Source organism: Bacillus cereus group sp. MG4, assembly GCF_040460055.1.
GTDB lineage: Bacteria > Bacillota > Bacilli > Bacillales > Bacillaceae_G > Bacillus_A > Bacillus_A wiedmannii.
The window spans coordinates 3,831,559-3,854,433 of the sequence record NZ_JARVGZ010000001.1; the positions used below are offsets into that span (position 1 = coordinate 3,831,559).

The following is a 22,875-nucleotide window of genomic DNA, read 5'->3' on the forward strand; positions in this document are numbered from 1 at the left end:
TTAGCTTGATACGGGAGAAGTCTGCCCATTTTTAACAATTAAGCTAAATTGAAGACAGCAGGTAAAGAACCTTAATCCTTTTTTACGATAATATGTAATGGGTAAGGTGTATTCACCTTACCCATTTTTTATATGCACAATTAAATAAGGCTTTTTACTGTTGCTCTCTATTTAGCTTATGAACCATAAGTAGAGGAGAGAAAAAAATGAGTATATTAACAGTAGAAAATTTAAGTCATTCGTATGGTGAGAAAACCATTTTATATAATGCGTGTTTTCGACTATTAAAGGGCGAGCATGTTGGGTTAGTTGGGAAAAATGGAATTGGAAAATCAACATTGTTAAGGATTTTAACAGGAGAACTTATACATGATGACGGAAACATTGAATGGTTTCCACATGTGAAGATAGGTTTTTTACAGCAGCATATGGATTTACAAGAAGGAATAACAATTGAGGGATACTTACAAAGTGCATTTTCTAATTTGTATGCGATTGAGTGTGAAATGTTAAAAATTGCTGAAGAAATGAATGGAGCAGGAGAAATAGAAAAACTGTTAGTAAAGTATGGAGAATTACAAACTATATTGGAAAGTTCTAATTTCTATCAAATTCATACAGAAATTGAAGAAGTAGCAATTGGTTTAGGTTTATTTGAAATCGGGCTTAAAAAGGATGTTTCACAGTTAAGTGGAGGACAGCGAACAAAGTTATTACTTGGGAAGCTCCTTTTAGAAAAAGCTGATGTTTTATTGCTAGATGAGCCAACAAATTATTTAGATACATCCCATATAGAATGGTTGCAATCGTATTTGAGACTGTATGAAAAAGCTTATGTGATCATTTCACATGACGAAGTATTTTTAAACAGTATTACGAATGTTATTTATCATCTAGAAGAACGGAAAGTGAAGCGGTACGCAGGAAATTATGAAAAGTTTGTGCAAAGTTATCAATTGCAAAGGAAACAATTACAATCGGCGCATGCGAAACAGCAAAAAGAAATTGCTCAGTTAGAAACATTTATTCAAAAAAATAAAATTCGAAAAGCAAAACAGGCCAAAAGTCGAGAGAAAGTATTGGAGAAAATGCAAAGGGTTGAAAAGGTTAATCATGTACCTCGATCCCGTTTTGATTTCAATGTTTATGAGGAGCCAGTTAGTCGCATATTACAGGCTGAAAAACTAAGGATAGGATATAGTTCTCCGTTATGTCCAGAATTGAATTTGCAAGTGAAAAAAGGAGAAAAGATAGCGATTGTTGGTCATAATGGAATTGGAAAAACGACAATGTTAAAAACGTTATTAGGTCAAATAAAGCCGCTAAGCGGTTCAATTTCTGTTGGAGAACGAGTAAATCCTGCTTATTTTGCGCAGGAAGAGTTTGCTTCAGAAACAACACCATTAGAAAAAGTTTGGGCAGAACGACCAGATATGACAAAGAAAGAAGTACGCCAAGCATTAGCAAAGTGTGGATTGAAAGAAGAACATGTATTAAAACCTATTCGTTTATTAAGCGGCGGGGAACAAACGAAAGTACGTTTATGTGAACTTATCGTAACGAAAAGCAATGTTTTAATTTTAGATGAACCGACTAATCATTTGGATATAGAAACAAAGAAGTCTTTGCAGGAAGGATTACAACAATATAAAGGAACAGTTTTACTTGTCTCACATGAGCCTTCTTTCTATGAAGCATGGATAACAAAAGTATGGAATATAGAAGAATGGGATGCTGAACGATATGAATAAAGAAAAGGCATTAGCTTGTATAAGCTAATGCCTTTTCTTTGTGATTAACATGATTTTCGAGAACTCTTACATGAGAATTGTATGAAGAAGCACTCTTATGGTGCGCTTATAAGCGTGCTTTTTCTTATGTTATGTTTATATTTAGATGCCTTTCCCTAATAGGCGACTATCTTTCTTTATATATATAGATAGTTTGAAATGGAATGAAAATAATTCCTATATGTAAAGAATAATGTGATTAGTATAGGAAGACAATAGAACTTAAAGGAAATTCATGTAAAATTCAGATGAACTTCACATGAACTTCATATTAGAAACTAAATATAATTATAATAGGTTATTGTAATATTGATTTGTGATTTTTCATAAAATTAAAAGTTTGAATTTAGGATAGAGCACTCAAACCTAAATTCAAACTTTAGTGAAATAATTAATGGAGGTTACGTTTAGTTTTCGCTAATGGATGCATTTAAAAGTTCGGCAGGATTGCCTGTTCCTGCCCCTCCGATTGTAATCGATCCACCAGGAGGAATTTCACCATTCCATCCTGCATTCGTAATTACGTAATGATTATTTATTTTACTACTAATTTTAGAATCCCAAACTTGTGTTAAATTGCCGTTATAATCAAATTCTAATTTCCAGTTTTTAATAGAGGTCGTTCCACTATTTTTAATTACAATCGAGAAGTTGTAACCACTTCCCCAATTTGAAGTGACTGAAAAGGTAGCATTCCCATTTCCACCAGGAGGTGTTGTGTTAGTATCGTCTGTTTTTACAATAATAGAAGTAGGCTGTGATTTATTCCCAGCAGCATCCTTTGCTATTATTGAAAATGTGTATTCTGTATTAGATTTTAAGTTTTTAATTGTAATGCTATTTGTTGTTGTGGCCCATTTCTCTTCTCCGGCAGTAATTTCATATTCCGTAACTCCTACGTTATCAGTAGATTCAGTCCAGTTTAATTGAACGGAGTTTGAATTTTTATTTGTAACAGCCATGTTTTTTACGTTTGTTGGTGATTCAGTATCTTTTTGAGTAATAGGTCCACCAAGTAACTCTTTTACTAACGTATCAAGTAATTTAGGTCCACTACAACTATATTTTGGACTTGTACGGCAATCCCCGCTTAGCTCCCAAAACATTGCGCCACTTAACCCCTTTGTTTTTATATAGTCTGTTTTATATTTCATAGATTCGCTGTCATCATAGCTAATAAACGTTCCTGTAGTCGCATTATATAAATAAGGTACTTTCGCTACATCGTTCCAGTGGCGAACAAAACCATTTTTATTAACGTAATTAGCTGCTAAATCACCGTAATCGTACACACCTGTATCACCGGTAGAGTAATCATCCCAAGTACCTTTAGAAGCGAGCTTTCCATCACTACCTGGTTTACAAGGTTGGTATTGCCCGTTATTTTCTTTTCCGCAACTTTTCCATCCACGTCCGTAAAAAGGTACACCTAATACGAGTTTATCCGCTGGAACCCCTTCATTTGTATAAATGTCTATCGCACCATCTACGTAAAATTTCGTATCTGCTGCTGGGTCATTTGGATCTTTGTATAGAGCTGCATTATGGTTAGAAGTAGCTTCCCATCCACCGTGGAAATCATATGTCATAATATTAATCCAATCCAGTATTTGAGAGATTTTCTTTAGCTCTGTATGATCAGCATAACGTTGGCTTGCACCTGATGCGATTGTTAGTAAGTATTGTTTACCATCTTCTGCACCAGCTTTCGTTAATGCATTTCGAACATCTTGAAGGAGTAGGGTGAAGTTTTGCTTATCTTCAGGACGATAACTACCACCAGGAATCGTTTCTACACCCGGATATTCCCAGTCTAAATCAACGCCGTCAAATCCATATTCACGAAGAAAAGCTACTGTAGATTCAGCAAATACTTTTCTTGTTTTTTCATCAGCGGCCATATCAGAAAAACGGTTAGACCAAGTCCAGCCACCAACGGAAATAATTGTTTTTAAGTGAGGATACTTAGCTTTTAATCGTTTCAGTTCTCCGAAATTTCCACAGCGGGCGTATTTATCACAATCTTCCCAAGTTGTACCTGATCCCGGATAAGATTTTGTGACATCAGCCCATGGTTCACCGAGTACGAGAGTACCATTAGGGACCTCTTTATTTTGCAGTGGTACACCAGACTCTTTACAGTTCCACGTTTGTTTATTTGGATTATCGGGGTGAGTAGAAGGGTTTCCATGTTTTCCATTCCAGCAAATATCAGCGAAAGCATAGTTTAAATGAGTTAGCTTTGATGCATCAATGTCTGCAACTTGATAATTACGTCCGTAAATGCCCCATGAAGGAAAATACCCAACAATTTTTTGACCTTGCTTTGGTGAATCTGCTAATGCAACATTTGGAGTAATAAAGTTTGTGAGAAAAAGAGGTAAGAAGAGTAGTAGGGATAGTAATAGCAGTGTGAATTTTTTTGAGCTCATAGTCATTTCTCCTTTCAAAATAAAAGATATATTTAAAGGCATGCGCCAATAAATCAAAGTGAATCTAGACGTATGAAACGTCTAGATAAAAATGATAAGACATCACGAAGTCTATACAAGGGGGCTGGGGGTGATTAAATCGTAGCAAATGTAAGATTTAGTGTAAACGCTTTATTTGATTCACAAAGATTTTCTCAATATGAAATGGCTCTAATACAGACTACACATGAAAATAAAATATTGATTAGGGGGGAAAAGGCTCCTTTTAATTAAATTTGAGAAAAAATTGTATAAAGTCAATTTGTAATAGCGTAGCAAGATGAGAAAATATCATGTAAAATAATAGTAAAATATGTAAAGGAGCGAATGGTGTGGATGTCTTTTTGAACATTGCTGAAGAAAAAATTCGACAAGCAATACGGAATGGAGACCTTGATCATATTCCGGGAAAAGGAAAACCACTACAATTAGAAGACCTTTCAATGGTACCTCCAGAACTTAGAATGAGTTATAAAATCTTAAAAAATGCGGGTATGATTCCACCAGAAATGGAACTACAAAAAGATATATTAAAAATAGAAGACTTAATTGCATGCTGTTATGATGAAGTAGAGAGAAAAGAATTACAAGAAGAGTTAACAGCAAAAACGCTGCGTTTTCAGCAGGTAATGGAAAAGAGAAAGATTAAAGAGAGTTCAGCTTTTCGTATGTATCAGGATAAAGTATTTCGTAAATTACGCTAAGAGGGATAAGATGAATACATTTAAAACGATAGAAGCGTTAGCGACACATATTGAAGAACAACAATTAGTACTTCTGTTTATTAAAACAGAAAATTGTGGTGTTTGTGATGTTATGTTAAGAAAAGTAAATTGCGTATTAGAGAATTATGATTACGTAGAGAAAGTAGAAATATTACTACAAGACATGCAAGAGATCGCGGGGCGATATGCAGTATTTACAGGGCCAACAGTTTTATTATTTTATAATGGAAAAGAGATCCTTCGTGAATCGCGCTTCATTTCACTTGAAAATTTAGAGAGAACCATTCGATTATTCGAATATTAAGGGAGGCTTTTATATGGAATTCATTATTGTCATACTATTATTTGTTGTAGTTGGAACGATCGTAACGGCAGTTCGATCAAACAAAAAGAAGGTAAATCTTACGAAACAAAATAACATTCATAATTCATCTAACAACTCATCACCATTATTTTTCTTTGCTGGATCTGATAATGATAGCTCGCATGGAGGTTCACATGATTGTGGAGGATCTTTCGGTGGAGATAGCGGAGGCAGCTGTGATGGCGGCGGAGGTGGCGGTGATTGATGAAAATGCGCCTTATATAGGCGTATTTCTTTTTAAACAAACGTTTGATTAGTTGGCTTACATATGCATAAAAACAGTTAAACAAACGTTTGATTAATATTTTTAACGTACTAAGGGGAATAGAAATGAAAAGGGAACCGAAAGTGAAAAATAAGGGGAAAGTAGTGTTATTTTTATTAGCTGCGGGAGGCGTATTTCTTGTTAAATTAGGATTTAAAATTGGAATAATACATATGATTCGAACGTGGTTTGAAAGTACGTTTTCTTAAATAAGGAATATAGCCTCTTGTAATAGAGGTTTTTAATTTGTTATTATTAGACTGAACGGTCGGTTTAAAGAGGTGTAAATATGAGAAGAAGTGCAGAAGAGATAAAGAAAGAAATTGCATATAAAGCAGAAAGTCTGTTTTCACAGAAGGGTTATGCAGCTACATCTATGGAAGAGATTTGTGAAATTACAGAGCGAAGTAAAGGAAGCATTTATTATCACTTTAAAAGTAAAGAAGAATTATTTTTATTTGTAGTAAAACAGCATACGTATGATTGGCTTGAAAAATGGAATGAAAAAGAGAAGTTGTATAGTACGAATACTGAAAAACTATATGGTCTCGCGGAGTATCATGTCGAGGACATACAGCAACCAATTTCAAATGCAATAGAGGAATTCTCTATGAGCCAAGTTGTAAGTAAAGAGATTTTGGATGAACTATTGGCTTTAACTAGAGAATCATATGTTATGTTTGAGAAACTAATTGAAGCAGGCATACAGTCTGGAGAGTTTCGTGAAGATAATACGCGCGACCTTATGTATATTGTGAATGGATTATTATCAGGGCTTGGAGTACTTTACTACGAGTTAGATTATAAAGAGCTGCAACGTATTTATAAAAAGGCAATAGATGTATTGTTAAAAGGAATGGCAGCTGAATAATAAGTCAGTTGCTTTTCTTACAAAATATTTTAGACCGAACGGTCGGTTTATGAAAGGGGAATGAAAATGAACGCTTTATTTAAAAACCGAGCATTTATGCTCGTTATGGCATCTGATATTTTACAACAATTTGCAATTTGGATCAGAAATATGGCTCTTTTATATTTCATAATGGAACGAACGAATAATGATCCAGTTTCCGTTTCATTGTTATCGGTTATGGAATATGCACCTATTTTTATTTTTTCGTTTATCGGTGGTGCGCTAGCTGATCGCTGGAATCCGAAAAGAACGATGGTTGCTGGAGATGTATTAAGCGTACTGTCTATTATAGGGATTGTCTTGTTGTTAAAGCTGGATTATTGGCAGGCTATATTTTTTGCAACACTCATTTCCGCGATTGTAGGTCAGTTTTCGCAGCCATCATCTTCGCGTATATTTAAACGCTATGTAAAAGAAGAACAGGTAGCAAATGCGATTGCATTTAACCAAACATTACAGTCATTATTTATGATTTTTGGACCAGTGGTAGGATCACTTGTGTATACACAACTTGGTTTATTTACGTCACTATATAGCTTAATCATTTTATTTTTGTTATCTGCTATAGCCCTTTCATTTTTACCAAAATGGGTGGAACAAGAGCAAGTGGCGAGAGATTCATTAAAAAATGATATAAAAGAAGGATGGAAATACGTTCTTCATACGAAAAATTTACGTATGATTACGATCACTTTCACTGTTATGGGCTTAGCTGTTGGACTAACGAATCCATTAGAGGTATTTCTTGTAATAGAGCGCCTTGGAATGGAAAAGGAAGCTGTTCAATATTTAGCCGCAGCTGATGGAATCGGTATGTTAATCGGTGGTATTGTTGCTGCAGTTTTCGCTTCAAAAGTGAATCCGAAAAAGATGTTTGTATTCGGTATGAGCATATTAGCAATGTCATTTTTAGTAGAAGGGTTATCTACATCATTTTGGATTACTAGTTTCATGAGGTTTGGAACAGGTATTTGTTTAGCTTGTGTTAATATCGTTGTCGGTACGCTTATGATCCAACTTGTACCAGAAAATATGATTGGAAGAGTAAATGGAACAATTTTACCACTGTTTATGGGGGCAATGTTAATCGGAACTTCACTAGCTGGAGGATTGAAGGAGATGACCTCACTAGTTACTGTATTTTGTATAGCAATGTCACTTATTTTATTTGCGATAGGTCCAGTTTTACGTATGCAAATAAATAAAGAAGATGTCGCTAATAAAGAGGAACTAACAAATTCGTTAGCTTCGAAATAATCATTGTAAGGGAGCAGGATTGCTCCCTTTTCTTGTGGCAATCTTTTGACAATGACATGCCCCAACTATATACTGATGATGTAAAAACGAGTTTACAGGTTAGGAGAAATGGTGTGAAAAATCAAATCTATGAATTACGCACTGAAAACAATATTTCACAAGGTGCATTGGCTGATAAGTGTAAAGTTTCTAGACAGACGATAAATGCAATTGAGAATAATAAATATGATCCAAGCTTAGCGTTAGCATTCCGTTTAGCTGAAGTATTAGGAACAACTGTTGATAAACTATTTTTGTACAAGTTGTAGGGGGAGTAGTTGTTGGGGAAAGAGAAAATAAGCTTTGTAGTTACGGCATTAGTAGCTATAAGTACGTTAGTGTTTGCACTTTATTATTGGTTAACTGAACTTCAAGTAAACTGGTATGCACTATTTATTTGTAGCATCGCATTACATTATATGTTTAAAAGTTTGGCATCGCATAATGTGGAAGGGACAACGGAAGAGAAAGAAGATGTAGAAAAACATGTATTAAAAACAAGTGCAAATGTTACGTATTATGTACTTGTTGTATTAATTTTTGGTTTGTTTTTCGCATCGGTAGGTTTTAATAAATGGATTGATTTGCATAACATACCGCTTTTGTTTGCGTTATGTGCTGCGATAGTTGTAAAGCCGGCTGTAGAATTTTTAATTGTAAGACGTTATCGCTAAAAATAAAGAAAAGATCCTCTTCTCATGAGAAGAGGATCTTTTTCTTATAGCGTTTTAATTTTTGGATTAGGTGGTGTAACGGATGTATCATTTTCGGGAACTCTAGTTAGTAAGAATCCACCGATAACGAACAGTACAATAATACTAAGGACACCAGCGTTGGTTTTTCCTGTTAATTGCGTTGTAACACCGACTAATACTGGACCCATAATTGCCGCGAATTTACCAAAGATATTATAAAATCCGAAGAATTCATTTGCAGATTCTTTTGGTACTAGTTTTGCAAAATAGGAACGACTAAGTGCTTGAATACCACCTTGAGAAGTGGCAACTAACATTGCTAAAATCCAGAAATCGAGTGTCGTTTTTAAGAAATAAGCATATATGCAGATAATGATATAAATAATAATACCGACGTATAGCATTTTTTTACCTGTAAATGTTTCTGATAACTTTCCGTATAATAAGGCGAATGGACAAGCAACAATTTGTGTGACAAATAAGATGATTAATAGATTCGTTGCACTAATACCGAGATCTGTTCCGTAAGCGGTAGACATAGTAATAATTGTATCGACCCCGTCAATGTAGAAGAAGTAAGCGATTAGGAACATAAATACAGTTTTATATTCTTTAATATTTTTAAAAGTATCAGCAAGGCGTTTGAAGCTCATTGCAATTGGTCTTGGATGACGTTCAATATAATGTGTTTGTTCTACATTTTTTAGCATTGGAATTGTAAATAATCCCCACCAAAGAGCTGTTATTGCGAATGAAATTTGACTAGCAATGCCGACTGATAAAGGGATAGTGCCTTTTTGAGAAAGAATAATAAGAGCGATACAACCGATAAAAGGAATTGTGCTCCCAATATAGCCTAATGCAAAGCCTCGTGTAGAAATTCGATCCATTCTATCTTTAGAGGTAACATCTACTAAAAATGCATCATAAAAAATGTTTGCTCCAGCAAAACCGACTAGTGCTAGCATATAGCAACCTAGTAATAAGTACCACTGGGATGTTGGGACGACTGCTAGCATACTTGTAAATACGATGCCGAGTCCGAAGAAGAATGTGAAAAATCGTTTTTTAAACCCTTTATAATCAGCAACTGTGCCGAGAATAGGAGCAAGTATAGAAATTAAAAGTGTAGCGAATGAGTTTGCATATCCCCAATATGCTGTTGAAGTTGCACCAGATAGTCCAGCTTCTTTTGCAGCTGCTTTAAAGTAAATTGGGAATAATGCAGTTGTAATGACGAGCGAATATACCGAATTCGCCCAATCGTATAATATCCAGCTTTTTTCTTGTCTGGACATTTTTTTCATATAATGTTCCCCCTTAAATTGTTCTACTAACAGTGTACAAAAATAAAAATTATAAAAAGAGAAACAGTGATGATTTTTACATAACTTTTACATATATACAAAGTTCTTTACAATTGAAGTAAATCCTCTACAATTGATCCGTCTGTTTCACCTAAGTGTAAACCGAGTAGTCTAGCGATAGTTGGACCTTCATCAATAAGTCTCATGTACGGGATGGTAACGCCGCTTTTTATCCCTTTCCCAGCAGCGATAAAAATTGTTTCATAGTTAGGTTTTGTTGGAGAGTATCCATGCGTACCAAATGTATATTTTTTACTAGGCGTAACGTCTTTTTCATTAATCTCTTTTATAAAATCTCCTGTATAGTTTTCAGTGAAATAATACTCTTCTCGCGCTTCTAACATAAATAAACAATTACCATCGGCACCGCAGTCTTTTGCAGCTTCATCATGAAGCATAAATTCAATACCGTTTTGTTTATTTTGAAGTAGTTCTTCAAGTAGTAGTTGTACTTTTCGAATTGTATCTGTATCATTTTTGTCTTTCACATATACATAGGCAGAGCCGTCGCAACTTTGGCAATAGGCCTTCCAGTCTATTAATTTTCCTTTTGAGTTTATAGATATAAGCCCTTTTTGATGAAATAGTACATTTAATTGAATGGCTTTGTTTTCACTTAAAGCGCTATGATCACCGAGAGCGATAATTGTACTCTCTTCGTATAGATTACTGTCTTTTAAAGCTTGAATAATTTTCCCTAGCCGTTCATCATGTCTATGAATTGCGGCTATTGTTTCTTTGGATTCAAAGCCGTAATAGTGTCTTTGGGTGTCTAAATCGGTGAAGTGTACAAACATGACATTCGGCTTTTTCGTCTGAATTGTATGCACAGCGGAAGCGAGTACGAAATCATCGAGTTCAGGCTGTGATAAGCCATTTCTTATATGACCAAAACGCTGATTCAAATCTAATTGATATAGCGGGCTACCGCTAAATAATGAAACTAAAATTTGATTTTGCCACGGTCTATTTGGAAAAATTTCAGGTAAATTGTAATCAATATTTGCTCTGCCGGTAACAGGCCATAGAAGGGCAGCTGTTGTTAAATTTGCTTTACGTGCTTCATCGTATAACGTTGTTCCTTTAATGGATTTTCGGTACCAATGCCAATCTGGTGACTCACGTCCAGGTTGAAGTAACGTATTGCTAACTACGCCATGTTTATTAGGATAGTTTCCAGTAACGATTGTTGAGTGGCTTGGATATGTTACAGAAGGATAAATAGGTTCAACTTTTTTCGCAATCGCGCCCTTGTTTATTAATGTTTGGAAATTAGGAAGTTTTTGTAATATAGGAAAATCTAAAGCTGATAAGCAATCGAAAGATAAAATAATGACATGATTTGTTAATGCTTTATCCATAAAGTTCCCTCCTGATTATATAAAACCTATTCTTATATATTACTATTAATACCTAGTAATAAAAAAATATTTTTAGGTAAAAATTTATTATTTATTTTCAGAAAAATTAAACATATAATTAAGTATAAGGAAATGAATGGAAGGAGGGAATACTATGGATTGGCTAGATGGATTTAGTATCTTTTACATCATTGGCGGAGTTACGATTATCCTTGTATTTGCTATTTCGTATTTACTAAAGAAACGGTTTCCAAACAAACAGTTCGATATTATATTTGCACTTAGTTTAATACTTCTTTGCTTAGCATCCTTTCCCGTTACAATGATGGTTATTGGTGGATGGGAAGGAATGGGATATGGATTTATTGGTTTCTTCGTTCTACTTGGTACACTTATCGGTATGATTGCACATCAACTTGTAAAAATCTCGCGAAAGAGCTACGTATAAAACTGCAGAAAATGAAAAGAATATATAAAAATGAGAAAATTAGCTATTGTTTTAAAAAAGAATTTGTATTATGATAATCAACAAATTTATTTCGTTATAACGATGAAAAAGGACTAGTACATGTTCAACCTTTTTAGCAGAGAGAGAATCCGCCAGGCTGAAAGATTCTTAAAAAGGCGATATGGAACCTACCTTTGAGTTCTGCATATGCAGCGGGAAATTCCCGTTATCAAAAAGAGAGCATATACAATTTTTGTGTATGAATCAGGGTGGTAACGCCGGCAAAGCTCGGTCCCTATTTAGGGGCGCGGGCTTTTTTGTATTTTCTAAAAGGAGGAAGACTGACTATGGCAAAAGAGCAAGTGCAAGCCATTACGAAGATGGAAGAGGACTTTGCGCAGTGGTATACCGATATTGTAAAAAAAGCTGAACTTGTTGACTATTCAAGTGTAAAAGGGTGTATGATTCTGCGTCCGTACGGTTATGCCTTATGGGAGAATATGCAGAAAGTGATGGATGAGAAGTTAAAAGCAACTGGTCATGAAAATGTATATATGCCAATGTTTATTCCAGAAAGTTTATTGCAAAAAGAGAAGGATCATGTAGAAGGATTTGCTCCTGAAGTAGCATGGGTTACACATGGCGGGGATGAAAAATTAGCGGAGAGACTTTGTGTACGCCCTACATCTGAAACTTTATTCTGTGAGCATTTCTCAAAGATTGTTCAATCATATAATGATTTGCCAAAGTTATATAATCAGTGGTGTTCAGTAGTTCGTTGGGAGAAAACAACGAGACCATTCCTTCGTACAACGGAATTCTTATGGCAAGAGGGTCATACAATTCATGAAACAGCAGAAGAATCGCAAGCTGAAACGTTACATATTTTAAATCTATATGCTTCTTTCTGTGAAGATTACTTAGCGATACCAGTAATTAAAGGACAAAAAACAGAAAAAGAAAAGTTTGCGGGAGCGAAGGCAACTTATACGATTGAAAGTTTAATGCATGATGGAAAAGCACTTCAAACAGGAACATCTCATAACTTTGGAACGAATTTCTCTGAAGCATTTGATATTAAATTTTTAGACCGCAACGGTAAGTGGCAATATGTACACCAAACATCTTGGGGTGTATCAACAAGAATGATAGGTGGACTTATTATGGTTCATAGCGATAATAATGGTCTTGTAATGCCTCCTAAAGTCGCACCAGTGCAAGTTGTTATTGTACCAATTGCGCAGCATAAAGAAGGAGTTTTAGCGAAAGCAACAGAGTTACAAGAACATATTCAAAAGGTTGCGCGTGTAAAAATAGATGCTAGTAATAAAACACCAGGTTGGAAATTTAACGAGTATGAAATGAAGGGCATTCCAATTCGATTAGAAGTTGGTCCTAAAGATATTGAAAAGAATCAAGTTGTACTTGTTAGAAGAGATACGAAAGAAAAAGAATTTATATCAATGGATCAATTAGAAAAACGTATTCCAGCACTACTTGAGGAAATTCATAATTCTTTATTTAATAAAGCAAAAGTATTTCGCGATGAGAATACGTATAGTGTGACGAATTTCGAAGAGATGAAAAAAGCAGCTGATGAAAAGCAAGGGTTTATTAAGGCGATGTGGTGTGGAGAACTAGCTTGTGAAGAGAAATTAAAAGAAGAAGTTGGAGTATCTTCACGTTGTATGCCTTTTGAGCAAGAACATTTAGCTGACGAATGTATTTGCTGTAGTAAAGAAGCAAAGCACATGGTCTATTGGGGAAAAGCATATTAATACTCTTTCTTATAGATGCCAAAAGGACTTTGGGTTGCATAATAAACTGCAATCCAAAGCCCTTTTTAGTTTTATATTGGTTTCATGTATTTTTTAGATGGAAGGATGTTGGTCTTTATTTTGCATTTTTACGGCGAATAAACAATAACATACCAATTAGGAATGTTGAAAGTCCTATTAAAATAGATGCAGGATAATGCGCTGCAGTATTAGGTAACTTATCACCTTGTTTTGTCGCATTATCTTTTACGTTACCACCTTGTGAACTGCTATCCCCTTTAACTCGATTGCCATCTTGGGAGCCTTTGCCATCTTGCAAACTGCTATCGCCCTTAACTCGATTGCCACCAGAACCGTTGCCACCAGAACCGTTGCCACCAGAACCGTTGCCACCAGAACCGTTGCCACCAGAACCGTTGCCACCAGAACCGTTGCCACCAGAACCGTTGCCACCAGAACCGTTGCCACCAGAGCCATTGCCACCAGAACTGTTGCCACCAGAGCCACTGCCACCAGAACTGTTGCCACCAGAGCCATTGCCACCAGAACTGTTGCCACCAGAGCCACTACCACCAGAACTGTTGCCACCAGAGCCACTACCACCAGAACCGTTGCCACCAGAACCACTGCCATCAGAGCCGCTGCCACCAGAACCGCTACCGCCAGAGCCATTGCCACCAGAACCGTTGCCACCAGAGCCACTGCCATCAGAACCGTTGCCACCAGAGCCACTGCCATCAGAACCGTTGCCACCAGAACCGTTGCCACCAGAACCGTTGCCACCAGAACCGTTGCCACCAGAGCCACTGCCATCAGAACCGTTGCCACCAGAACCGTTGCCACCAGAGCCACTGCCATCAGAACCGTTGCCACCAGAACCGTTGCCACCAGAGCCACTGCCATCAGAACCGTTGCCACCAGAGCCGTTGCCACCAGAACCGTTGCCACCAGAGCCGCTACCGCCAGAACCGTTGCCACCAGAACCGCTACCACCAGAACCGTTGCCACCAGAGCTGTTACCGCCAGAACCGTTGCCGCCAGAGCCGTTACCGCCAGAACCGTTGCCGCCAGAACCGTTGCCATCAGAACCACTATCGTCCTGAGAACCATTGTTTCCTGGTGGTTTATTATTATCTTTGGAGTTGCCTTCTGCTAAATGATCGTTATTTTGTACAATTGCGTTTGTTGCTGGAGAGAAGTTTTCTGTTGCTGCATTACCGAAATTTAAACCACTAAAAAAAGATAAAGAGAGTGTAGATGCTAAAATGAAGATTTTCGTCATTGTTTTCCTCCTGAAAAATTAATATTCCATCTAAAATACATCCCTTTGTAATATTTCATAGGAGATATAGTTTTATGCAAAAAACTATATAGATAAGATGTTCACAAAATTTTATGGCTATATTTAGATATTCAAAATAAATATTTCGGAATGATATGTTAAGATTAATAGTAAGAAGAATAAAAAAGGGAGGGCTGAAGAATATAGGATTTCTTATATTCTTATAAAAAATTATGAAACAAACAACAAAACAAATAATAACAGGTACATTTCTAGCGACAGCAACATCTTTTATTTCGACGCATGCCTTTGCAGAAAGTGATAATTTAGCGACAGTAAATGCAACAAACTTAAATATACGTGAACAACCTACAACTCAAGGGAAAGTTATAGGAACAGTAAAAAAGGGAACAAATGTACAAGTTTTAAGTAAGGAAAAAGAATGGGCTAAAATTTCTCATGATGGAAAAGAGGGGTACGTCACATTACAATTTTTAGGATTTTCGAATGGAAATCCAAACGTTGAACAAAAACAACAATTAACGATTAATAATGGACAAAAAGAAGAGGGAATTGTTACGGCAACTCGTTTGAATGTACGTAATAGTCCAGCTCTAGGTAGTTCAATGATTGGCTATGTTCAAAAAAATGAAAAAGTAACGGTATTAGGAAAAGCGAACGGCTGGGCAAAGATTGAATATAAAGGAAAAGAGGGATATGTATCTTTAGAGTTTTTAAAATTTGGAGATGCAATTCAAACACCTGACACTTCTGGCCAAAAGCAACTGCAACCAACAATCAAAAATGGGGCACAAGAAGTAGGAACAATCAATGCAACAAGCTTACGAGTAAGAAGCGCAGCGAATACAAGTAGCTCGGTTTTAGGGAACCTAAAAAATGGTGAAAAAGTAACAGTACTAGGAAAAGCGAATGGTTGGGCGAAAATAAGCTATCAAGGAAAAGAAGGTTATGTATCGTTAGAGTTTGTGAAAATTGATGGCAACACAGAAGAGATAAAAAAGCCGGAACAACCGAAAACATCAGATGCAACGATTAAAAATGGAACGCAAGAAGTAGGAACGATCAATGCGATAAGTCTCCGAGTAAGAAGTGCGGCGAATACAAGTAGCTCAGTTCTAGGAAACTTGAAAAATGGTGAAAAAGTAACAGTACTAGGAAAAGCGAATGGTTGGGCAAAAATAAGCTATCAAGGAAAAGAAGGCTATGTGTCGTTAGAGTTTGTGAAGTTAGAAGCAGGAAAACAAGAAGAAAAGCCAGCGGAAAACATTACGAATGGAACGCAAGAAGTAGGAACGATTAACGCGACAAGTCTCCGAGTAAGAAGTGCGGCAAATACGAGCAGCACCATTTTAGGAACCCTAAAAAATGGTGAAAAAGTAACCGTACTAGGAAAAGCGAACGGCTGGGCGAAAATCAGCTATCAAGGAAAAGAAGGCTATGTATCGTTAGAGTTTGTGAAGTTAGAAGCAGGAAAACAAGAAGAAAAGCCAGCGGAAAACATTACGAATGGAACGCGAGAAGTAGGAACGATTAACGCGACAAGCTTACGAGTAAGAAGTGCGGCAAATACAAGTAGCTCGGTTCTAGGAAACTTAAAAAATGGTGAAAAAGTAACAGTACTAGGAAAAGCAAACGGCTGGGCGAAAATCAGCTACCAAGGAAAAGAAGGTTATGTATCGCTAGAGTTTGTGAAGTTAGAAGCAGGAAAACAAGAAGAAAAACCAGCGGAAAACATTACAAATGGAACGCAAGAAGTAGGAACAATTAACGCGACAAGCTTACGAGTAAGAAGTGCGGCGAATACAAGTAGCTCGGTTCTAGGAAACTTAAAAAATGGTGAAAAAGTAACAGTACTAGGAAAAGCAAACGGCTGGGCGAAAATAAGCTATCAAGGAAAAGAAGGCTATGTGTCGTTAGAGTTTGTGAAGTTAGAAGCAGGAAAACAAGAAGAAAAGCCAGCGGAAAACATTACGAATGGAACGCAAGAAGTAGGAACAATCAATGCGACAAGTCTACGAGTAAGAAGTGCGGCGAATACAAGTAGCTCGATTCTCGGAAACTTAAAAAATGGTGAAAAAGTAACAGTACTAGGAAAAGCGAACGGCTGGGCGAAAATCAGCTACCAAGGAAAAGAAGGGTATGTATCGCTAGAGTTTGTGAAGCTAGAAGCAGGAAAACAAGAAGAAAAGCCAGCGGAAAACATTACAAATGGAACGCAAGAAGTAGGAACAATCAATGCGACAAGTCTACGAGTAAGAAGTGCGGCAAATACAAGTAGCTCGGTTCTAGGAACCCTAAAAAATGGTGAAAAAGTAACAGTACTAGGAAAAGCGAACGGCTGGGCGAAAATCAGCTATCAAGGAAAAGAAGGGTATGTGTCGTTAGAATTTGTGAAGTTAGAAGCAGGAAAACAAGAAGAAAAGCCAGCGGAAGACATTACGAATGGAACGCAAGAAGTAGGAACAATTAACGCGACAAGCTTACGAGTAAGAAGTGCGGCAAATACGAGCAGCACCATTTTAGGAACCCTAAAAAATGGAGAAAAAGTAACCGTACTAGGAAAAGCCAACGGCTGGGCGAAAATCAGCTATCAAGGAAAAGAAGGGTATGTGTCGTTAGAGTTTGTGAAGTTAGAAGCAGGAAAACAAGAAGAAAAGCCAGCGGAAGACATTACGAATGGAACGCAAGAAGTAGGAACAATTAACGCGACAAGCTTACGAGTAAGAAGTGCGGCGAATACAAGTAGCTCGATTCTCGGAAACTTAAAAAATGGAGAAAAAGTAACGGTTCTAGGAAAAGCAAACGGCTGGGCGAAAATAAGCTATCAAGGAAAAGAAGGGTATGTGTCGTTAGAGTTTATAACGATTGGTAAAGATTCCATAGATCCAACAAACCCAACAAACCCTGGACAGGTAATAGAAGAACGAGCCGTTGTAAATGCGTCTTTATTAAATGTACGTAAAGGTCCATCAACAGGTGCGGCAGCTGTCGGTCATTTGAAAAATGGAGAGACTGTTACGATCATAGGAAAAGAAAATGGCTGGGCAAAAATCCGTTTTAATGGCGGAGAGGGTTATGTTTCGTTACAGTTCTTAAAAGTTAAACAAGGTTCGTCTTCTTATGAAATTGTTACCTCATCACAAAAGGTTCAAAAACCAAATGAAGCGGAAGCAACACAAATTATGCAGAATATGAAAGAAGATGCTTACATTAAAAGTGACGGTAAAGTTGTAAATATGAAGCAAGGTTTCGTTCGTGCAAATGGTGTTATTAATATTTATGATATTACGACGGGTAAAAAGCTCACATATGTAAAGGGTGGAGCTGACCTGAAATTTGTAAAAGCTGTTGATGATCGTATTCATGTCCAAATTGATGGTATGACAGGTTATGTGAATATAAATGATGTTACATTACATCCGACAATGACTGGTGAGAAAACGTCGTATTATGCAACTAAAAATGGCAAGTTATATCATTATGTATATAATCCGGAAAATGGTAAACATGCAACGTATCAAATTGGTAATGCTCCGAAACATTTAAAAGAAGGAGAGCGTTACGAGGCTTTTGATAAGAAGCAAATTGGAGGACAAGATAGTTATCAATACTTTGAGTATATGCCACTTCGTGCAACATCTACTTATACAGGAGATGAAATTGATAATTTCTTACGTAAATCGAATGCAAAGAGTCCACTTATTGGATTAGGAAAATATTTTGTAAGTGCAGCAGAGAAATATAAGATGAATGCCGGTTACTTAGTGTCACATGCAATTTTAGAATCAGGATGGGGAACAAGTCGTATCGCGCAAGATAAGAAAAATTTATTTGGCTTTAGAGCGGTAGATTCAGATCCATATAATGGTGCAACTGGATTCAAAACATGGGAAGAAGGTATTGATTTTTGTGCGGCATATATAGATAAGCATTACTTAAATCCAAGTGGAAATACATATAATGGTGGAAACTTAGGAGATAAGGCACAAGGAATGAACGTCATGTATGCAAGTGATGAAAATTGGGGACAGCAAATTGCCTCGCTTATGTATAGAATTGATGCAATGAATGGAAGTAAAGATTTAAATAAATATCGACTTGGAACGTTAACGGCAGGTTCTCCGATATTCAAAAGTATGGCTGAAGGTCAGACTGGAATGACATCTCGCAACATTATGGTAGCCATTAAGAAAACAGTTAATACACCACAAGGATCGTATTATGAAATTGTTTCGGATAATAAAGAATACAACAGTGTCTACGTAAAAGCTGGATCTGTAAATCTTGTGAACTCTTATTAAAGGAAAATATCATCATTTCAATGCAGAAAAGTGAAGTTCATAATGTTAGAGGAAGTGACAGTGTGAAAAAATATATCGCATTTGATATTGGTGGCACACAGATTAAATATGGGATTATTTCAAAATCTGGGATATTACTAAATCACGAAACTACATTAACAGAGGCCCATTTAGGTGGGGAACAAATCGTTCAAAAGATTATTAGCTTGGCGGTGCAATTAATGAATGAACATGTTGTTTCTGGAATCGGTATTAGTACAGCCGGAATTGTAGATATTCATAGAGGAATCATAACTGGCGGCGTGGATCATATTCCACGCTATGCTGGTATTCCTATTATTGATAGATTACAAGCTGTATTAAAAGTTCCTATATCCATTGAAAATGATGTCAATTGTGCTTTGTTTGGAGAGATGTGGCAAGGTGTTGGAAGAGATGAAAATAATTGCATTATGCTTACCCTTGGAACGGGAATAGGGGGAGCTATTGTTATTAATAAAAAACTGTACAGAGGTCATTCATTTAGTGCTGGTGAATGGGGCAATATGTTGATCGAAGGGAAACAATTTGAAGAGGTTGCCTCGATTTCAGGGTTAATTTCTCTTGTGCGGAAGTATAAAGGTAGCGGGAATTGGAACGGTGAAAAAATTTTTGAATTATATGATCAGAAGGATAAAGAAGTTATACATGCCGTTCGAATATTCTTTAAACATTTAGCCATTGGAATTAGTAATCTTGCTTATATCTTCAATCCAAAAGTAATTATTATTGGTGGAGGGATTACTAATAGAGGTAATCGATTTTTAGAAGAAGTAAAGGAAGAGGTACGAAAATATTTAAATCCTGAGATTTATAGTAATTGCGAGATTAAAATCGCACAAAATCGTAATCACGCAGGAATGATTGGTTCGATTTACCACTTCTTACATCAATATAAATAAATGATATAGGTGTTTTCATATAATTGAGAATTTATTCTTTTTCTCAATAGATAAATAATGCTACAATATAAGAGAAGAATACAATATTTTCCGATTAGGAAAATGCTTTGTAGAAAGGAAGAAACTTCATGCCTATTATTTTAGAAAAAGGTCAAAAGATCGATTTAACGAAAGGACAACCAAAAGTAGCAAAACTACAGGTTGGCTTAGGCTGGGATCCAATTGGACAATCAGGTGGGTTTCTGTCTTCATTATTTGGAAGTAAACCGAATGTAGATTGTGATGCATCTGTTGTTATGTTAGAAGGGGATCGCTTTTTAAACAAAAACGATTTAGTTTACTTCGGAAACAAACTTTCTACTTGTGGTAGTATTATTCATTCAGGAGATAATTTAACAGGTGAAGGCGCTGGTGACGACGAAACAATTTTCGTAGAATTACATAAAGTTCCGAGCCGTATTAATCGTTTAGTATTCGTTGTAAATATTTATGACTGTGTAAATCGTCGTCAAGATTTCGGGATGATTCGTAATGCATATATTCGTATTCAAAACCCGCAAACTGGTGAAGAATTAGCACGCTATAATTTATCGGATAATTATGTTGGCAAAACGACTCTAATTGCAGGTGAAATGTATCGCCACGGAAGTGAATGGAAGTTTTCAGCTGTTGGAGAAGGCACACAAGATAAAAACTTAAGTGAGATTGTATCACGTTATCAATAAAATAAACCGAGGAGGAATTGAATATGGCATCAATTTCATTGAAAAAGGGACAAAAGGTAGACTTAACAAAAACAAATCCAGGTCTTTCAAAAGTTCTTGTAGGACTTGGTTGGGATACGAATCGTTATGACGGACAAAACGATTTCGATTTAGATGTTAGTATTTTCTTAGTAGGTGCTAACGGTAAAGTTTCAGGTGCAGAGGATTTCGTCTTCTATAATAATCCAAAAGGTGCGAATGGTGCTGTCGAGCATTTAGGAGATAACCGAACTGGTGAAGGTGAAGGCGATGACGAATCGATTAAAGTAGATTTAAAAAATGTACCTGCACATATCGAACGTATTTGTTTCTCAATCACAATTTACGATGGAGAAGGTCGTAGCCAAAACTTCGGACAAGTTTCTAACTCTTTCGTACGTATTTTAGATGAAGAAAAGAATGCAGAGTTAATTCGTTACGATTTAGGAGAAGATTTCTCTATTGAAACAGCTGTTGTAGTAGGGGAATTATATCGTCATGCAGGTGACTGGAAGTTCAATGCAATCGGAAGTGGATTCCAAGGTGGATTAGCGTCTCTATGTAGTAATTTCGGTTTAGATGTAGAGTAATAGATTGATATATCCATCGGTGAAACAGATGTTTACTGATGGATATATTTTTTAAGATTAAAATATAGAGGTGAATATAGATGGTTATTCAATTGCAAAAAGGACAGAAAATTGATTTAGGTAAGACAAGCCCTGGTTTAACAAAAGCAGTAATTGGTCTTGGATGGGACTTTAAATCTTATGACGGTGGATCAGATTTCGATTTAGATGCATCTGCCTTTTTATTAGATGCGAACGGAAAATGTACGAAGGAAACTGATTTTATCTTCTATAACAATTTACAGTCTCCTTGTGGTTCTGTTCTACATACAGGAGATAACCGCACAGGTGAAGGTGAAGGCGATGATGAGCAACTTGTTGTGGACTTGAAGAAAGTTCCAGCAGATGTGCACAGAATTGCTATTACAGTTACGATTTATGATGCGGAAGGTCGTAGTCAAAACTTTGGACAAGTAGGAAATGCGTTCGTTCGTTTAGCGAATGAAGAAACGAATGAAGAAGTTCTTCGTTTTGATTTAGGGGAAGATTTCTCCATTGAAACAGCAGTTGTCTTTTGTGAATTATACCGTCATAATGGACAGTGGAAGTTTAATGCAGTAGGAAGTGGATTCCAAGGTGGATTAGGTGCGCTTGTAAGAGCGTATGGCTTGGATGCATAGAAAGGAAACGATATTCGTTTCCTTTTTTTGACCTTTCTATAAATCTAGCAAAGAATAGGGGATAAAGGTAAGATGAGTATTTTGCAAGGAATCCTTGATACGTATGCTCAGTTTTTCGACTTGGACATGTGGATTAAAGTGTTGCAGGATCCAGTATCTTGGGGATTAATAGGTACACTTGTTGTACTTGAAGGGTTGTTATCTGCTGATAATGCACTTGTACTAGCAGTAATGGTAAAACACCTTCCGGAAGAAAAACGTAAAAAAGCATTATTCTATGGACTTATTGGAGCTTATGTATTTCGATTTATTGCAATTGGAATTGGAATGTTCTTAATTAAATTAGCATGGGTAAAAGTGTTAGGTGCACTTTACTTAGCATGGCTTTCAGTTAAATACTTCATTGATAAAAGAAAAGGTAATGCAGAAGAAGATGAAGCTCATGGTATGAACCAAAACAGTATTCTCTTCAGAATGTTTGGTGTCTTCTGGGGAACAGTTGCGATGGTTGAATTAATGGATATCGCGTTCTCTGTAGATAGCGTACTTGCTGCATTTGGTGTATCAAATGAAGTTTGGATTCTATTATTAGGTGGAATGCTCGGTATTTTAATGATGCGCGGTATCGCTGGCGTATTCTTAAAATTGTTAGAGCGTATTCCAGAACTTGAAACGACAGCATATATTTTAATCTTAATTATTGCAGCAAAAATGTTACTGTCTGTTATTCATATTGAAGTAAGCCATACGCTATTCTTTATTATTTTAGTTGTAGCATTTGGAGCAACGTTTATACTTCACTACATGAAGAATTCTGGACAAGCTAAAGAAGAAGTTGCAGCTACTAAAAATAATCATAAATAAT

General features: G+C 36.3%; 21 protein-coding genes and 1 other annotated feature. Of the genes, 17 read left to right on the forward strand and 4 right to left on the reverse strand.

The features are described from left to right. Positions 1-206 precede the first annotated feature (206 nt). Positions 207-1,751, forward strand: coding sequence for an ABC-F family ATP-binding cassette domain-containing protein (locus tag QCI41_RS20130; RefSeq protein WP_353836841.1), 1,545 nt, complete (start codon positions 207-209; stop codon positions 1,749-1,751). A gap of 446 nt (positions 1,752-2,197) precedes the next feature. Here the strand turns inward: QCI41_RS20130 and QCI41_RS20135 are convergent, their stop codons facing one another. After that, positions 2,198-4,222: a glycosyl hydrolase family 18 protein gene (locus QCI41_RS20135; protein WP_353836840.1), complete on the reverse strand. Its 2,025-nt coding sequence runs from the start codon at positions 4,220-4,222 to the stop codon at positions 2,198-2,200. A 371-nt stretch (positions 4,223-4,593) separates the two neighbouring features. On the opposite strand from QCI41_RS20135, the gene QCI41_RS20140 reads away from it, so the two are divergent. From QCI41_RS20140 to QCI41_RS20175, 8 genes are all read left to right on the forward strand, one after another. After that, positions 4,594-4,965 carry a DnaJ family domain-containing protein gene (locus tag QCI41_RS20140; protein ID WP_046958849.1) on the forward strand — a complete coding sequence of 124 codons (372 nt, stop codon included), beginning with the start codon at positions 4,594-4,596 and terminating at the stop codon, positions 4,963-4,965. A gap of 10 nt (positions 4,966-4,975) precedes the next feature. After that, positions 4,976-5,290, forward strand: coding sequence for a thioredoxin family protein (locus QCI41_RS20145; protein ID WP_353836839.1), 315 nt, complete (start codon positions 4,976-4,978; stop codon positions 5,288-5,290). 13 nt (positions 5,291-5,303) lie between these two features. Continuing rightward, positions 5,304-5,555 carry a hypothetical protein gene (locus tag QCI41_RS20150; RefSeq protein ID WP_000394367.1) on the forward strand — a complete coding sequence of 84 codons (252 nt, stop codon included), beginning with the start codon at positions 5,304-5,306 and terminating at the stop codon, positions 5,553-5,555. A 125-nt stretch (positions 5,556-5,680) separates the two neighbouring features. Continuing rightward, positions 5,681-5,824 (forward strand): hypothetical protein, encoded by a 144-nt coding sequence (locus QCI41_RS20155; protein WP_000817984.1) that lies wholly within the window; start codon positions 5,681-5,683, stop codon positions 5,822-5,824. An 80-nt stretch (positions 5,825-5,904) separates the two neighbouring features. Then, a complete protein-coding gene (locus tag QCI41_RS20160; protein WP_001254436.1) occupies positions 5,905-6,486 on the forward strand; it encodes a TetR/AcrR family transcriptional regulator in 582 nt (193 codons plus the stop codon). Positions 6,487-6,552: 66 nt separating this feature from the next. Then, positions 6,553-7,785, forward strand: a complete 1,233-nt coding sequence (locus QCI41_RS20165; RefSeq protein ID WP_353836838.1) for an MFS transporter — start codon at positions 6,553-6,555, stop codon at positions 7,783-7,785. Positions 7,786-7,841: 56 nt separating this feature from the next. Continuing rightward, positions 7,842-8,093, forward strand: coding sequence for a helix-turn-helix transcriptional regulator (locus tag QCI41_RS20170; protein WP_074651450.1), 252 nt, complete (start codon positions 7,842-7,844; stop codon positions 8,091-8,093). Positions 8,094-8,105: 12 nt separating this feature from the next. Further along, the gene (locus QCI41_RS20175; protein ID WP_353836837.1) at positions 8,106-8,498 is read left to right on the forward strand and encodes a hypothetical protein; all 393 of its coding nucleotides are present in this window, start codon (positions 8,106-8,108) and stop codon (positions 8,496-8,498) included. Between the two features lie 44 nt (positions 8,499-8,542). Here QCI41_RS20175 and QCI41_RS20180 read toward each other — a convergent pair whose 3' ends face one another. Together QCI41_RS20180 and QCI41_RS20185 are read right to left on the reverse strand one after the other, a co-directional pair. Further along, complete coding sequence (locus QCI41_RS20180; RefSeq protein WP_353836836.1) at positions 8,543-9,826, reverse strand: MFS transporter; 1,284 nt, start codon at positions 9,824-9,826, stop codon at positions 8,543-8,545. 107 nt (positions 9,827-9,933) lie between these two features. Beyond that, the gene (locus QCI41_RS20185; RefSeq protein WP_061672154.1) at positions 9,934-11,247 is read right to left on the reverse strand and encodes an alkaline phosphatase family protein; all 1,314 of its coding nucleotides are present in this window, start codon (positions 11,245-11,247) and stop codon (positions 9,934-9,936) included. 154 nt (positions 11,248-11,401) lie between these two features. Here QCI41_RS20185 and QCI41_RS20190 point away from each other — a divergent pair, with 154 nt between their 5' ends. Together QCI41_RS20190 and proS are read left to right on the forward strand one after the other, a co-directional pair. Continuing rightward, positions 11,402-11,695 (forward strand): YesK-like family protein, encoded by a 294-nt coding sequence (locus QCI41_RS20190; protein ID WP_142343642.1) that lies wholly within the window; start codon positions 11,402-11,404, stop codon positions 11,693-11,695. A 93-nt stretch (positions 11,696-11,788) separates the two neighbouring features. Then, positions 11,789-11,995 (forward strand) — a binding site (T-box leader). A gap of 47 nt (positions 11,996-12,042) precedes the next feature. Next, the gene (gene proS / locus QCI41_RS20195) at positions 12,043-13,473 is read left to right on the forward strand and encodes a proline--tRNA ligase (RefSeq protein ID WP_098086246.1); all 1,431 of its coding nucleotides are present in this window, start codon (positions 12,043-12,045) and stop codon (positions 13,471-13,473) included. A 115-nt stretch (positions 13,474-13,588) separates the two neighbouring features. Here proS and QCI41_RS20200 read toward each other — a convergent pair whose 3' ends face one another. Continuing rightward, a complete protein-coding gene (locus tag QCI41_RS20200; protein WP_353836835.1) occupies positions 13,589-14,755 on the reverse strand; it encodes a cell wall anchor protein in 1,167 nt (388 codons plus the stop codon). 233 nt (positions 14,756-14,988) lie between these two features. Between QCI41_RS20200 and QCI41_RS20205 the strand changes: the two genes are divergently transcribed. The 6 genes from QCI41_RS20205 (at position 14,989) to QCI41_RS20230 (ending at position 22,874) form a co-directional block, all read left to right on the forward strand. Beyond that, a complete protein-coding gene (locus tag QCI41_RS20205; protein ID WP_353836834.1) occupies positions 14,989-19,077 on the forward strand; it encodes an SH3 domain-containing protein in 4,089 nt (1,362 codons plus the stop codon). Between the two features lie 62 nt (positions 19,078-19,139). Continuing rightward, the gene (locus tag QCI41_RS20210; RefSeq protein ID WP_048542154.1) at positions 19,140-20,018 is read left to right on the forward strand and encodes an ROK family protein; all 879 of its coding nucleotides are present in this window, start codon (positions 19,140-19,142) and stop codon (positions 20,016-20,018) included. A gap of 128 nt (positions 20,019-20,146) precedes the next feature. Then, entirely contained in the window at positions 20,147-20,743 is a 597-nt protein-coding gene (locus QCI41_RS20215; protein ID WP_151623674.1) for a TerD family protein, read from the forward strand. Positions 20,744-20,766: 23 nt separating this feature from the next. After that, complete coding sequence (locus QCI41_RS20220) at positions 20,767-21,351, forward strand: TerD family protein (RefSeq protein ID WP_353836833.1); 585 nt, start codon at positions 20,767-20,769, stop codon at positions 21,349-21,351. 80 nt (positions 21,352-21,431) lie between these two features. Then, the gene (locus QCI41_RS20225) at positions 21,432-22,010 is read left to right on the forward strand and encodes a TerD family protein (protein ID WP_353836832.1); all 579 of its coding nucleotides are present in this window, start codon (positions 21,432-21,434) and stop codon (positions 22,008-22,010) included. 72 nt (positions 22,011-22,082) lie between these two features. Further along, a complete protein-coding gene (locus QCI41_RS20230; protein WP_353836831.1) occupies positions 22,083-22,874 on the forward strand; it encodes a TerC family protein in 792 nt (263 codons plus the stop codon). Position 22,875: the final 1 nt, after the last annotated feature.